Origin of the sequence: Haloferax gibbonsii ATCC 33959 (assembly GCF_000336775.1) — an archaeon.
GTDB lineage: Archaea > Halobacteriota > Halobacteria > Halobacteriales > Haloferacaceae > Haloferax > Haloferax gibbonsii.
Window position 1 is genome coordinate 615,895 of sequence record NZ_AOLJ01000011.1, and the last position, 12,194, is coordinate 628,088.

At 67.4% G+C, this 12,194-nt stretch carries 15 protein-coding genes and 1 tRNA gene; 11 read left to right on the forward strand and 5 right to left on the reverse strand.

Annotated elements, in window-relative coordinates:
- The first annotated feature begins 32 nt into the window (after positions 1 to 32).
- The gene (locus tag C454_RS05965; RefSeq protein WP_049904989.1) at positions 33 to 1,028 is read left to right on the forward strand and encodes a radical SAM protein; all 996 of its coding nucleotides are present in this window, start codon (positions 33 to 35) and stop codon (positions 1,026 to 1,028) included.
- 145 nt (positions 1,029 to 1,173) lie between these two features.
- On the opposite strand, the gene C454_RS05970 is transcribed toward C454_RS05965, so the two are convergent.
- Complete coding sequence (locus C454_RS05970) at positions 1,174 to 1,863, reverse strand: hypothetical protein (protein ID WP_004973668.1); 690 nt, start codon at positions 1,861 to 1,863, stop codon at positions 1,174 to 1,176.
- Positions 1,864 to 1,953: 90 nt separating this feature from the next.
- Between C454_RS05970 and C454_RS05975 the strand changes: the two genes are divergently transcribed.
- From C454_RS05975 to C454_RS05985, 3 genes are all read left to right on the forward strand, one after another.
- Positions 1,954 to 2,433, forward strand: a complete 480-nt coding sequence (locus C454_RS05975; protein ID WP_049904990.1) for a TRAM domain-containing protein — start codon at positions 1,954 to 1,956, stop codon at positions 2,431 to 2,433.
- Between the two features lie 76 nt (positions 2,434 to 2,509).
- On the forward strand, positions 2,510 to 3,004 hold the full coding sequence (locus tag C454_RS05980) for a Tfx family DNA-binding protein (RefSeq protein WP_004973672.1): 495 nt from the start codon (positions 2,510 to 2,512) through the stop codon (positions 3,002 to 3,004).
- A gap of 104 nt (positions 3,005 to 3,108) precedes the next feature.
- Positions 3,109 to 3,894, forward strand: coding sequence for an SDR family oxidoreductase (locus tag C454_RS05985; protein WP_004973674.1), 786 nt, complete (start codon positions 3,109 to 3,111; stop codon positions 3,892 to 3,894).
- Positions 3,895 to 3,912: 18 nt separating this feature from the next.
- Here C454_RS05985 and C454_RS05990 read toward each other — a convergent pair whose 3' ends face one another.
- The gene (locus C454_RS05990) at positions 3,913 to 4,917 is read right to left on the reverse strand and encodes a mannose-1-phosphate guanylyltransferase (protein ID WP_004973676.1); all 1,005 of its coding nucleotides are present in this window, start codon (positions 4,915 to 4,917) and stop codon (positions 3,913 to 3,915) included.
- 90 nt (positions 4,918 to 5,007) lie between these two features.
- Positions 5,008 to 5,289, reverse strand: a complete 282-nt coding sequence (locus C454_RS05995) for a DUF7091 family protein (protein WP_004973677.1) — start codon at positions 5,287 to 5,289, stop codon at positions 5,008 to 5,010.
- 171 nt (positions 5,290 to 5,460) lie between these two features.
- Between C454_RS05995 and C454_RS06000 the strand changes: the two genes are divergently transcribed.
- The 3 genes from C454_RS06000 to C454_RS06010 all read left to right on the forward strand — a co-directional run bounded on the left by C454_RS06000 (position 5,461) and on the right by C454_RS06010 (position 7,590).
- Complete coding sequence (locus C454_RS06000; RefSeq protein WP_004973680.1) at positions 5,461 to 6,396, forward strand: replication factor A; 936 nt, start codon at positions 5,461 to 5,463, stop codon at positions 6,394 to 6,396.
- On the forward strand, positions 6,397 to 6,987 hold the full coding sequence (locus C454_RS06005) for an RPA family protein (RefSeq protein WP_004973682.1): 591 nt from the start codon (positions 6,397 to 6,399) through the stop codon (positions 6,985 to 6,987).
- 189 nt (positions 6,988 to 7,176) lie between these two features.
- Complete coding sequence (locus C454_RS06010; RefSeq protein WP_004044633.1) at positions 7,177 to 7,590, forward strand: ribbon-helix-helix protein, CopG family; 414 nt, start codon at positions 7,177 to 7,179, stop codon at positions 7,588 to 7,590.
- A gap of 57 nt (positions 7,591 to 7,647) precedes the next feature.
- Here the strand turns inward: C454_RS06010 and C454_RS06015 are convergent, their stop codons facing one another.
- On the reverse strand, positions 7,648 to 8,109 hold the full coding sequence (locus tag C454_RS06015; protein ID WP_004973684.1) for a DUF5814 domain-containing protein: 462 nt from the start codon (positions 8,107 to 8,109) through the stop codon (positions 7,648 to 7,650).
- 119 nt (positions 8,110 to 8,228) lie between these two features.
- Between C454_RS06015 and C454_RS06020 the strand changes: the two genes are divergently transcribed.
- The 3 genes from C454_RS06020 to C454_RS06030 all read left to right on the forward strand — a co-directional run bounded on the left by C454_RS06020 (position 8,229) and on the right by C454_RS06030 (position 10,521).
- Positions 8,229 to 8,882 (forward strand): NADPH-dependent F420 reductase, encoded by a 654-nt coding sequence (locus C454_RS06020; RefSeq protein WP_004973685.1) that lies wholly within the window; start codon positions 8,229 to 8,231, stop codon positions 8,880 to 8,882.
- A 212-nt stretch (positions 8,883 to 9,094) separates the two neighbouring features.
- A tRNA-His gene (locus tag C454_RS06025) sits at positions 9,095 to 9,167 on the forward strand.
- A gap of 571 nt (positions 9,168 to 9,738) precedes the next feature.
- A complete protein-coding gene (locus tag C454_RS06030; protein ID WP_004973690.1) occupies positions 9,739 to 10,521 on the forward strand; it encodes a competence/damage-inducible protein A in 783 nt (260 codons plus the stop codon).
- Between the two features lie 15 nt (positions 10,522 to 10,536).
- Here the strand turns inward: C454_RS06030 and C454_RS06035 are convergent, their stop codons facing one another.
- Entirely contained in the window at positions 10,537 to 11,709 is a 1,173-nt protein-coding gene (locus C454_RS06035) for a M50 family metallopeptidase (protein WP_004973698.1), read from the reverse strand.
- Positions 11,710 to 11,795: 86 nt separating this feature from the next.
- Here C454_RS06035 and C454_RS06040 point away from each other — a divergent pair, with 86 nt between their 5' ends.
- The gene (locus C454_RS06040; RefSeq protein WP_004973699.1) at positions 11,796 to 12,185 is read left to right on the forward strand and encodes a cupin domain-containing protein; all 390 of its coding nucleotides are present in this window, start codon (positions 11,796 to 11,798) and stop codon (positions 12,183 to 12,185) included.
- The last annotated feature ends 9 nt before the right edge of the window (positions 12,186 to 12,194 follow it).

Below are 12,194 nucleotides of genomic sequence, written 5' to 3' on the forward strand. Positions count from 1 at the left end.
TGACGATGCGCCAAGTACGGTTCCGTAATCGAATGATCTCGAAGGGATGCGAACAGTGCGCCATGGGCGGCAAGATGGTGCTGTTCGTCTACGGGTACTGCGACCAGCGCGATTGTTTCTACTGCCCGCTCGGCGAGAATCGCAAGAACGTCACCGACGTGTACGCCAACGAACGGAAAGTCGAGTCCGACGCGGACGTCATCGAAGAGGCGAAACGCATGGACGCGCTCGGCTCGTCCATCACCGGCGGCGAGCCACAGGAGGCGCTCGACAAGACCTGCCGCTACATCTCGCTTCTCAAAGACGAGTTCGGCGAGGACCACCACATCCACCTCTATACGGGTATCACGGGCGGTCGCGAGAACATGCGCCGCCTCGCCGAGGCCGGCCTCGACGAGATTCGCTTCCACCCGCCGCTCGAACTCTGGGGCGACATGCACGGCACCGAGTGGGAGGACATCCTCTACATCGCCCGCGAGGAGGGCCTCACCCCGGCGTTCGAGATTCCGGGCATCCGCGCGGAACGGGAGTTCCTCGACTTCCTCGACGAGGGGGCCGCCGAGTTCTGCAACATCAACGAGTTCGAGATGTCCGACGGTAACTACCGCCGGATGCAGGAGAAGGGCTACGAACTGCAGGACGGTCACATGTCGGCGGTCGACGGCTCGAAGGAGGCCATCCTCGACGAGATGGGCGACCACGAGCGCGTCTACTTCTGTACCTCCGTGTTCAAGGACGCCGCCCAGCACCGAAACCGCCTGAAGCGCATGGCCCGCAACCTCCGCCGGCCGTTCGACGAAGTGACGGACGACGGCACGCTCGTCTACGGCAAGACCTACACGCCCGCCGAGCGCTTCATCGAACTCGGCGTCCCCGACGAGTTCTACAGCATCAAGTCGAACCACGTCGAGGTCGCGTGGTGGCTCCTCGAAGAGATGATAGAAGACGGCGACGTGGACGACGGCGAAATCGTCGAGCAGTACCCGACCTACGACGGCACGGTCGTCGAGCGGACGCCACTGGCCTGAATTCGGGCGTTTTTGGTCCAGATTTTTGCGGAGTGAGCGCCAGCGAACTCCGGAAAAAGGTGGGACCGGCACGGTCGTCGAGCGGACGCCACTGGCCTGACTTCGGGCGTTTTTGGTCCAGATTTTTGCGGAGTGAGTGCGAGCGTCACGACCGGAAGCGGTGGTGCCGCCGCGTCCGAGTTCTCGTGAGCGCGACGAACAGACTCGGCGTGAGCGCGAGCGCCGCGGCCGCGGCCGTCGTCGGACCGAGCGGGAGACGCATCGCGACGCCGGCACCCGCGACCGAGACGCCGACGAGCGCGCCCGCGGCGATACCGACGCGCTGTTGACGGTGCGTCGGGCGGAACCCGCGGGCGTCGGCGTAGAGCGCCCCCGAAAGCCCGAGGACGAACCCGAGGAGCGCGCTCACCGTTCCGAGGCGGGGCGCGAGCGCGAGGAACGCCGCGCCGACGACCGCACAACAGACGAGCGACTGGACCGGAGACAGGGGGTTCACGTCCGCGCCGAACCGGACCGCGTAGGCGACGGGCGGAAGCGTGACCACCACCGCGGCGAACACGCCATCGAGCGGTTCGACCGTGGCGCGTTCGAGGACGGCGGTCGTCGCGGTCAACAGCCCGATGGCCGCGCCGAGGCCGAGGACGACCCGCGGAGGGAGCGCCTCGGAGGGGTCGTCAGACCGGAGGACGCCGAAGGCGGCGAAGGGGTAACAGACGACGGCACCGAAGAGGAGTGGGCGAAACAGCGTCCCCGAGAGGACCGCCGCGGAGACGGTCGCCGACAGGCCGAGGAAGACGCCGATGAGGAGTGCGAACTCGGGGACGCGTTCTGCCATACCGCGGGGTTCGGGCGAGCGACAGAAAGCGTTTCGGCGGGCGGCGGGCTACCCGCAAGCGTTTAGAGTGCCCCTAGTGTACCTCCCCGCATGTCCGACTGTCCACTCGCGGACGACTGCCCGAGCTTCTCAGAACGAATCGCGGGCATGGGGTGCCAGTACTACGGCGACCGGGGCGGCGCGGAGTGGTGCGACCACTACGAGCGCCCCATCTACGAGCTCAAACAGCAGCCCGTCAAGCCGGGCGAGGAGGTCATCGTCACCGTCGAGGACATCCACGAGAGCGGTGCGGGAGTCGGTCGGACCGAAGACGGTTTCATCGTCTTCGTCGACGGACTGCTGCCGGATGCGCGCGCCATCGTCCGCATCGACCGGGTGAAGGGGAGCCACGCCCGCGCGAAGAAAATCGTCGAGCGCCTGCCGCTGGACCCCGAAGCCGAAGACAGCGAGACGGGCGAGACGGGCGAGGCGACCGGAGCCGACACCGAATCCAAATCCAAATCGAGCGGTCGCGACGGCCCGAAGCGCCCCGAGGCGCTCGGGAGCCGAGACAACTTCTGGGGCGAATAACGCCGACTCGTCGGCGGCGTCCCGTGGACAGTCAGCCTGCTGTATCTTTTTTCACCCCCGAGACCTACCCCGTGGTATGAGCGACGCCGGACGCGACGACGAGACGGTCCCCGACGTAGACGAACTCCTCGATAGAGCCGGGTTCGACCCGGAGACGAGCGTCCTCACCCGGAGGCAGGCAGAGGTGCTCGCGCTGCGCGAGCGGGACGTCCGCCAGTCGACCATCGCCGACTTCCTCGGCACCTCGCGGGCGAACGTCTCCAGCATCGAAGCCAGCGCCCGCGCCAACGTCGAGAAGGCCCGCGAGACGGTGACGTTCGTCGACGCGCTCACCGCGCCGGTCCGCGTCGAGGTCCCCGCCGGAAGCGACCTCTACGACGTGCCCAAGCAGGTGTACGACGCCTGCGACGAGGCGGGCGTGAAAGTGAACCAGACCGCGCCGGACCTGATGAAAATCGTCTCCGACGCGGCCGGCGACGCCGTGGAGGGGCGAGAAATCAAAGAACAGCTCTTCGTCGGCGTCACGAGCGACGGGCGCGTCCGTGTCCGCCGGCACGCCGACGGGGTCTGACCGCGCGCCCGCGCTGGAATCGCTCTCACCGCCGGCGTCCTCGGTTCACCCCACGTCGTGCCGCGAGGCCCACGCTTTTGCTCGCGGCGCTCGTCGGCCCGCGCATGGAACTCGGACTCGACGGCGACACGGTCGTCGTCACGGCGAGTTCGGCCGGCCTCGGGCGCGCGAGCGCCGCGGCGCTGGCCGACGAAGGAGCGAACGTCGTCGTCTGCGGGCGCGACCCCGAGCGCCTCGCGGCGACCGAATCGGAGCTGAGCGACCTCGACGGCGACGTGCTCGGGGTCGAGACGGACATCACGAGCAAACGGGACGTGGAGGCGCTGGTCGAAGCAGCCGTCGAGGAGTTCGGCGGCGTCGACCACGTCGTCACCTCGGCCGGCGGCGTGCCGCCGGGCGGGTTCGCCGACCTGACCGAACAGGAGTGGTACGGCGCGTTCGACATGCTCGTCATGAGCGCGGTCTGGACCGTCCGGGCGGCGCGGCCGCACCTCGAAGCGAGCGACGCGGGCACGATTACCTGCATCACCTCCACGTCGGTCAGGGAGGTAATCGACGACCTCATCCTCTCGAACGCGGTCCGCCGCGGCGTCATCGGCCTCGTGAAGTCGCTGTCGCGCGAACTCGCGCCGGGCGTGCGGGTGAACGCGGTGCTGCCGGGCGCACACGAGACGAGTCGCATCGAGGAACTGGTCGAGGCGGCCGTCGAGCGCGGCGACCACGAGACCTACGAGGAGGGCCTCGACTCGTGGTCCGACGGGATTCCGCTGGGCCGCGTCGGCGACCCGCGCGAACTCGGCGACGTGGTCGCGTTCCTCGCCAGCGACCGCGCGAGCTTCGTCACTGGGGCCTGTGTCCCGGTCGACGGCGGACGACTGCGGAGCGCCTGACGCGGCGCTCGACCCGTCTCAGAACGCGTCGCGGTCGCGGAGGATAGAGACCGCGTCGCGCACTTTCTGCGCGTCTTCTTTCGGCACGACGAGCACGCGGTCGCCCCACGCGACGACCGCGAGGTCGGAGACGCCGACGAGCGAGACGTTCGCGCCGTCGGTGGCGACGACGTTGTCCGCGGCGTCGACGAACACCGGGTCGTCGCCGAGCGCGACGTTGCCGTCCTCGTCGGCGTCGACGATGCGTTCGAGGGCGTCCCACGAGCCGAGGTCGTCCCACTCGAAGTGGACCGGCACGACCGCCGCGTCCGCGGCGCGCTCCATCACCGCGTAGTCGATGCTGACGCCCTCGACCGCTTCGAAGCCGGCGTCTGTCTCCCCGTCGTCGAGGGCGTCGAGGAGGGGCGCGAGCGGCGAGTCGCGGACGGCCGAAAACAGCGCCTCGGGCGTCCACGCGAACATCCCGGCGTTCCAGAGGTAGCCCTCGTCGACGTAGCGGGCGGCCGTCTCGGCGTCCGGTTTCTCGTGGAACGCGGCGAGGTCGCGGTAGCCGCCGCGGTCCGCGCCGGGTTCGATGTAGCCGTAGCCGGTGTCCGGACGGGTCGGGTCGACGCCGAAGGCGACGAGCGCGCCGGTGTCGGCGGCGACGCGCGCGCCGCGGGTCATCGCCTCGGCGAAGCCGTCGCCGACGTGGTGGTCGCTCGGGAGGACGACGACGACCGGGTCGTCGTACAACTCGGCGATTCGGTGGGTCGCGTAGACGAGCGCCGGGCCGGTGTCCTTGGCCGCGGGCTCGACCACGACCTCGGCGTCGGGCGCGTGGTCGGTGATGTCGTCCGCGAACGCGGGCCGCGTCGAGACGACGACGTGGTCGGCGAAGTCGGCGCGGGCGACGGTCTCGGCGAGGAGGGAGCGGTCGCCGCCGAGCGGGAGGAACTGTTTGGGCCGGTCGCTCCGGCTCGCGGGGTACAGGCGGGTGCCGGTGCCGCCGGCGAGGACGAGCGCGACGAGTGGTCGGTCCATGTCGGAGGGTGGCGCTACAGCCTCAAAACCGTACCACGTCTCCAACCGCGTCGCTACCGATGTCGCCGACCATGTCACTACTCATCTCGCCTACCACGTCTCGACCATCCCCTCGCGGATGTCCTCGACACAGCCCTGACAGTCGGGGTGGTCGGGGTCGAAGCAGGCGGGACGGCCCTTCGCGTCGACGGCGACGGCGCGGCGCTCGGCGTGGCGGCGGCAGACGATTTTCGCGCGACCCTCGGCGTCCCGCGGGAGGGAGTGCGTCGGAGACGAGTCCCGACCGTCTCGATAGGCGCGTTTGGCCTCCTCGTAGCGCTTGCCGGCGGTGCGGGCGGCGCTGCGGATGATGCTTTCGAGGCGGTCGTCCATGGTGTCGAGTGCGTGCCCCGAGGCTATCAATTCCTCGCTCGGTGCGGCGGTTCTGGCGCGCTCTCGGCCGCGACGTTCACTTTCACTGCGCCGTTTGCAACTTTTTATATGAGTACGCATCCAAGGTCAGTATGCCTCCCAATGGAAACCAAGGTGGAGGCGAGGTAGACCATGACTGATTTGCGAACCCATGCGGCTGAGATAGCCGACCAGTTCTCGGACCACCTAGACGTGTCCGCGGACGAAGTCGAAGAACGATTAGAGAGTCTCGTCACCGAGTACCGCGTCCCCGTCGACGAAGCGCGGCGGAGCGTCGTCAACAGTTACCTCGACGAGGCCGGTATCGAGCGCGACGAGCTCGCCGGCGGCTCCGGCGGAAACGAACAGACCCTGCTCAACGACATCGACGAAGACGAGCAGTGGGTCGACGTGCGCGCGAAGGTCGTCGAACTCTGGGAACCCCGGAGCGAGTCCATCGCGCAGGTCGGCCTGCTCGGCGACGACTCCGGGCGGATGAAGTTCGTCTCGTTCACCACGTCCGAACTCCCCGAACTCGAAGAGGGGAAGTCGTACGCGCTCGGCAACGTCGTCACCGACGAGTACCAGGGCAACTTCTCCGTGAAGCTCAACCGGACGACGAGCATCACCGAACTCGACGAGGAGATCGAAGTCGGCGACGACTCGACCAGCGTCGAGGGCGCGCTCGTGGACATCCAGTCCGGGAGCGGCCTCATCAAGCGCTGTCCCGAGGAGGGCTGCACGCGCGTCCTCCAGAACGGGCGCTGTTCGGAACACGGCAGCGTCGAAGGCGAGTTCGACCTCCGCATCAAGGCCGTCGTCGACGACGGCGACGAGGTCCACGAAGTCATCTTCAACCGCGAGATGACGGAGGAGCTGACCGGTATCGAACTGGACGAGGCGAAGCAGATGGCCATGGACGCCCTCGACACCACCATCGTCGAAGAGGAGATGCGCGGTGACCTCGTGGGGTTCTACTACCGCGTCACCGGCCCGACGCTGGGCCGGTACGTGCTCGCCAACGAAGTCGAGCGGCTGAGCGAGCCGGCGGACGCAGAAGAACTGCTCATCAAAGCGAGGTCGATGTAAATGAGTTCCAACGAAATCCCCACCCGAGAGGTCGCCCGGCGCGTCTTCGCACAGGAGTTCAACGACGCCGGTTACACGTTCAAGGAGTCCGACGACGAGCGCGCGCCCGTCTACCTGCTGCTCCCGACGGGAGAGAGCGCGAACCGCGTCTTCCTCGTCGGCACGCTGACCGAGAAGGAAGACGTCGGCGAGGACAACGAGTACTGGCGCGGTCGCATCGTCGACCCGACGGGGACGTTCTTCGTCTACGCCGGCCAGTACCAGCCCGAGGCCGCCAGCGCGCTGCGCGACCTCGACGCGCCCGCCTACGTCGCGGTCGTCGGCAAGCCGCGGACGTACGAGACCGACGACGGCAGCATCAACGTCTCCGTCCGCCCCGAGTCCATCACCGAGGTCGACGCGGCCACGCGCGACCGCTGGGTGACGGAGACCGCCGACAAGACGCTCGACCGCATCGCGGCGTTCGACGACGAGGGCAACGAGTACGCGCGGATGGCCCGCGAGCACTACGACCTCGACCCCGAGGAGTACAAGCGCGCCGCCATCGCCGCACTCGAAAGCCTCGAACAAGCCGACGAGCTGAGCGCGTAAGCGGGCGTTTCGCCCGCGCGGCCCGGCGCGTCAACGGGACGCGCACCGGTCGCCGACCACCGAACGTATCAAACGCCGACTGACGGCCGATTTCCACCGTCACACGCCCCTTTTTGCGACGAATCACGACGCCCGAGACCCCTCGTCTGACGAACCATTAAGTGGCCTCACCACGGACCGACGAATATCATGGGCAACAAGAACAAGACCATCTCGTTTCGCGTCAACGAAGACGCGTTCGAGACCCTTCGGGAGATAGCCGAGGAGCGGGACATCTCCCTGTCCGCCGTCTTCCGCGACTACGTGGACACGTTAGTTGCCCACGACGGTCAGGTGCAGGTCGTCCCCAAACACGAACTCGAGAAACTGCGCGAGGGCGAAGACGAGTCGTTCCCCCCGACCGTCGAGGTCCCCAAGAGCTTCATCCGCGAGCACGAGCGCCTCGAACTGGAGGCCGAACACCTCCGCGAGCAGCTCGAAGAGCACAAGGGCTACGTGAACTACCTGCGCGAGCAGGTCGAAAACGACCACGACGACGTCGAAGAGGTCATCCAACTGGAGGACCTCGACACGGGCGACGAGCCGTCGTTCCGCCTCGGCTAAGCCGACCGACCGCCGGCGCTCTCTACGCCGTTATCGATTCGCGGTAGCGGGTCCGATTCAGCGAGGACCGACGAGGTCCTGCTTCGCCCGTCGCGCGTCGTCCTGCATCTCTCTGTCTCCTTCCACGTCCGCGAGCGCCTCGACCGATTCGAGCGTCCGGACCGCGTCGTCGAGGAACGAAAGCACGTCGCCGGGGTAGGCGTACACCATGTAGTCGTCGCTCATCACGTCCACGATGGCGTCGGGGCCGAGCCCCTGCGCGCGGAGTTCGAGCAGGTACTCGATGAACTGGCGTTCGGGGTAGCCGGTGTAGATGTCGTCCGAATTTTCGCAGTCGAGGAAGTCCTGCGCGAAGTCGAGCAGGCGGTCGCGGGTGGCGTCGTCCACCTTGGTGAGCCCCTCGCCGGAGTAGAGGATTTCGAGGGTCGCACCGCTGAAGACGCGCTTGGGGATGTTCGTATCCAGTTGCGAGACGATTTGGCGGTGATTTTTGAGGTAGATCTTGTCCGTGATAGCCACTGCTACCCGAAGCTTCGGGCCTCCGCGGCAAAAGCGTCCCGCTCCCGTGCGAAGCCCCAGCCGCGTTCGGCCGTCTCGGGCCGCGAACGTACTTGCTCGCGGCGCGCCACTAGGGACGAATGGAGACGAGACGCATCGGAATCATCGGGAGCGGCGACGTGGCGAAAGCCCTCGGGCGGGGATTCGCCCGCCACGGCTGGGACGTGAAGGTCGGGACTCGGAGCCCGGACAAACTGCGCGCGTGGACCGACGAAACCGCCGGAACCGACGACGCCGTCGACGTCGGCAGCTTCGCCGAGGCCGCGACCCACGGCGACGTGGTGGTGCTCGCGGTCCGCGGCGACGTCGCGAAAGAGGCGCTCGACCTCGCCGGAGTGACGAACTTCGCGGGGAAACTCGTCCTCGACGCCACGAACCCGCTCGACTTCACCGGCGGCGAACCCCGGCTCCTGTTCGGCGGTACGGACTCCCTCGGCGAGCGAGTGCAGGCGATGCTCCCCGACGCATCGGTCGTGAAATGCTTCAACACGGTCTCACACCACCAGATGGTCGACCCGGAGTTCGAGGCGGAGACGCCGCCGATGTTCGTCTGCGGCGACGACGCCGACGCCAAGGCTCGGGCCGAGGAGATACTCACCGAACTCGGCTGGCCCGGCGCCGAGGACGCCGGCGGCATCGAGTCCGCCCGATATCTGGAGGCGCTCGTCCCCCTGTGGGTTCGCGTGGGCGAAAACAGAGACACGTGGTCGCACGCGTTCGGCGTCGTGCAGTAGTCGGCGGGGTCGCGGGGGCGGTGGCCCGACCTCTGTCACGTACTGTCATTCCGGGACCGTAGCGTAACGTATTTTAGTCGTAGCGGATTAGGAGGGATTGCAGCGTGTCCGGGTTGGGGTAGTGGACTATCCTTCAGCCTTGTGGAGGCTGAGACGCGGGNCCGTAGCGTAACGTATTTTAGTCGTAGCGGATTAGGAGGGATTGCAGCGTGTCCGGGTTGGGGTAGTGGACTATCCTTCAGCCTTGTGGAGGCTGAGACGCGGGTTCAATTCTCGCACCTGGACCTCTTCTCTAAATTTCGACGGGTGAGCACCGCGTCGCGTGTACGAGCCCGTCTCGAAATTTACGGTGAGGTATGGCTGCGAGATTGAACCGGGGAGCGACTGAAGGGAGCGACCGGGGTTCACGCGAGTGGAAACGAGCGTGAGTACGTGAGGTGGAACCTCACGACGTTCAATTCTCGCACCGGGACCGCTTCTCTACATTTCGACCGGTGAGCGCCGCGTCGCGTGTACGAGTCCGCAGAACCACCCACCAGACCCAAGTGTGTCATGAACAAACATACCACGCGGGATGAGAACCCAACTCCGCGCGGACAACTCGGTGTTCGACCGCATCCGCGACGCGATACTCAACCGCGGCGACCCGGAGGACAACGAAGCGCCCGTCGGCCCAACGGTACCGACGGGCTGACCGGTCGGTTCCGCAGGTCGCCGCCGGTCCACCTCGCTTTTCCGCGCTCGAACTACCGAGCGCGAGCCGCCCCGAACCGTCGATAGCGCGGCCGTCGCCGACAACCCGAAGGGAACGCCGGAAACGAGCACGTCTTTCTATCGGGCGTCCTACGACCCGGCCATGCAGGTCGCCATCCTCACCGTCGGCAACGAACTGCTCGCGGGGGACATCGAGAACACGAACGCGACGTGGTTGGCCCGGCGACTCACCGAGGGCGGGGCGACGGTGGCGCGGATTCAGACGGTCCCCGACGACCACGGGGTCATCGCCGAGACGGTCGCCGACTGGGCGGCCGCCTTCGACGCGGTCCTCGTAACCGGCGGCCTCGGCGGGACGCCGGACGACATCACGATGGAAGCCGTCGCGGCCGGCCTCGACCGGGCGTTCGTCGTCAACGACGAGGCCGAAACGCAGGTCGAAGCGACCATCGCGGCGATTCTCGAACGCCGGCCGGACATCGACTTCGACCTCGAACCGGAGTGGTACGCGTCGATGCCCGCCGACGCCGAGGTGCTCCCGAACGAGGAGGGCCTCGCACCCGGCTGTCGGGCGGGAAACGTCTACGTCCTGCCGGGCATCCCCTCGGAGATGAAGCCGATGTTCGAGGGCATCGCCGAGCGGTTCGCGGGTGACGTGGAGTCGCGGGAGTGCTACGCCGACGCACCGGAGGGTGCCGTCGCCCGCGAACTCGGGATGGTCGCCGAGCGATTCGGTGTGGGGGTCGGGAGCTACCCGAACAGCGGCGGGCCGACCCGAATCAAACTCACCGGCGGCGACTCGGCGGTGCTCGACGAGGCGGTGGCGTGGTTCCGGGCGAACGCGACGGTCGACCTCTACGACAGCGAGGCGGCTGTGGCGGCGGCGCGCGAGGAGAGAACGGGGAGCGACGCTCCCGAGAACTGAGAGCCGGTCGGCGAATCAGCGGAGTTGGGCGAGTCCAGCGTCGGACCGGGGCATGGCGTCGAGCGACCCGCGGCTGCGGATGATGTTGAAGGCGGTGACGAGGTCCGACCGGGAGACGAGGCCGACGAGGTCACCCGTCTCGTCGACGACCGGGAGACGACCCACGCCGCGTTCCTGCATGAGCGCGATGGCGTCCATCGCGTCGGCGTCGGGGGAGATGGTCGCCAGTTCGTCGCTCATGATGTCGTCGACGCGGAAGGCGTCGCGTTCGACCTCCTTGACGCCGCGGGCGTCGTCGAGGGTGACCATGCCGACGAGGTTGCCGTTTCTGAGGACCGGGTAGCCCGTGTGGCGCTCGACGAACATGCGTTCGAGGAGTTCCGCGACTGAGGTCCGCTCGTCGACCACGTCGAGGTTCTCGCGGCCGGTCATGATGTCGCGGACGACCACGTCCTGGAACGTCGCCTTGAGGACGGTCTGTTGGGCCTCGCCGGACGCCCCCATGTAGATGAAGAAGGCGAGCGCGACGAGAAACAGGTTGAAAAAGAGGCCGAACAGGCCGAGCAGGAACGCGAACACCTTGCCGACCTCGGCGGCCATCTGCGTCGCTTTCGCGTGCGGGCGGTTGCGCGCGAGAAGCGCCCGGAGGACGCGGCCGCCGTCCATCGGGAAGCCGGGGAGCATGTTGAACACGGCGAGCGAGACGTTCACCAGCGCGAGGTAGCCGAGGACGAACTGCGCGGGAGCCTGCGACTCGGGGAGCAAGACGAAGCCGGCGTAGGAGACGACGCCGATGGCGACCGAGACGAGCGGGCCGGCGACGGCGATGGTGAACTCCTGTTTCCAGTCCTCGGGAATCTCCTTGAACCGGGCGACGCCGCCGAAGAGCCAGAGCGTGATGGACTCGATTTCGTAGCCGTAGCGCATGGCGACGAGCGAGTGGCCGAACTCGTGCAGCAGGACGCCGGCGAACAGCCCGATGGCGGCCGCGCTTCCGAGTATCCACTGCATCGACCCCGCGGAGATGGCCGCGCCGTCGATGTTCGCGCCGAAGAGGTCGTTGACCACGAGCGCGAGATTCGTCACGTCCGAGCCGATGAGCCACGCGAAAAGCGGGAGAACGATGAGGAACGTGAGGTCCAACTTTATCGGGATGCCGAAGGCGCTACCGATGCGGATTCCTCGCATACCCGTAGTAACCCCGGAGGGGCCTTAAGCAGTCAGGGCGAAGAGACGGGGAAATGCTTACGCGGGCGGGCAATCGACGGGGAGATATGAGCGATTCCCGACCGGAGCCGGTGGTCAAGCGGAGCGCGGACATCGAGTACGAGCGGGTCGGCGCGGCCGACGGGATGTCGAAGGGCGTCCTCGTCTCCGAGGCCGACGGCGCGCCGAACTTCGCCATCCGGCGGTTCGTCCTCGACCCCGGCGCGACGGTGCCGAAACACACCAACGAGGTCGAACACGAGCAGTACGTCCTCTCGGGGCGGTACGTCGTCGGCATCGGCGACGAGGAGTACGAGGTCGAAGCCGGCGACTCGCTTTTGATTCCCGCCGGCGTCGTCCACTGGTACCGAAACGAGTCCGACGGGGAGGGGTCGTTCCTCTGTGCGGTCCCCAACGGCGACGACGCCATCGAGCTCGTCGACGACGCCGACGCCTGAGCGTGGCCG

Bases quoted from the DNA above. Each gene is read 5' to 3' on its own strand.
- C454_RS05965 (WP_049904989.1), top strand. From the start codon at position 33: ATGATCTCGAAGGGATGCGAACAGTGCGCCATGGGCGGCAAGATGGTG.
- C454_RS05970 (WP_004973668.1), bottom strand. From the start codon at position 1,863: ATGGCAGAACGCGTCCCCGAGTTCGCACTCCTCATCGGCGTCTTCCTC.
- C454_RS05975 (WP_049904990.1), top strand. From the start codon at position 1,954: ATGTCCGACTGTCCACTCGCGGACGACTGCCCGAGCTTCTCAGAACGA.
- C454_RS05980 (WP_004973672.1), top strand. From the start codon at position 2,510: ATGAGCGACGCCGGACGCGACGACGAGACGGTCCCCGACGTAGACGAA.
- C454_RS05985 (WP_004973674.1), top strand. From the start codon at position 3,109: ATGGAACTCGGACTCGACGGCGACACGGTCGTCGTCACGGCGAGTTCG.
- C454_RS05990 (WP_004973676.1), bottom strand. From the start codon at position 4,917: ATGGACCGACCACTCGTCGCGCTCGTCCTCGCCGGCGGCACCGGCACC.
- C454_RS05995 (WP_004973677.1), bottom strand. From the start codon at position 5,289: ATGGACGACCGCCTCGAAAGCATCATCCGCAGCGCCGCCCGCACCGCC.
- C454_RS06000 (WP_004973680.1), top strand. From the start codon at position 5,461: ATGACTGATTTGCGAACCCATGCGGCTGAGATAGCCGACCAGTTCTCG.
- C454_RS06005 (WP_004973682.1), top strand. From the start codon at position 6,397: ATGAGTTCCAACGAAATCCCCACCCGAGAGGTCGCCCGGCGCGTCTTC.
- C454_RS06010 (WP_004044633.1), top strand. From the start codon at position 7,177: ATGGGCAACAAGAACAAGACCATCTCGTTTCGCGTCAACGAAGACGCG.
- C454_RS06020 (WP_004973685.1), top strand. From the start codon at position 8,229: ATGGAGACGAGACGCATCGGAATCATCGGGAGCGGCGACGTGGCGAAA.
- C454_RS06030 (WP_004973690.1), top strand. From the start codon at position 9,739: ATGCAGGTCGCCATCCTCACCGTCGGCAACGAACTGCTCGCGGGGGAC.
- C454_RS06035 (WP_004973698.1), bottom strand. From the start codon at position 11,709: ATGCGAGGAATCCGCATCGGTAGCGCCTTCGGCATCCCGATAAAGTTG.
- C454_RS06040 (WP_004973699.1), top strand. From the start codon at position 11,796: ATGAGCGATTCCCGACCGGAGCCGGTGGTCAAGCGGAGCGCGGACATC.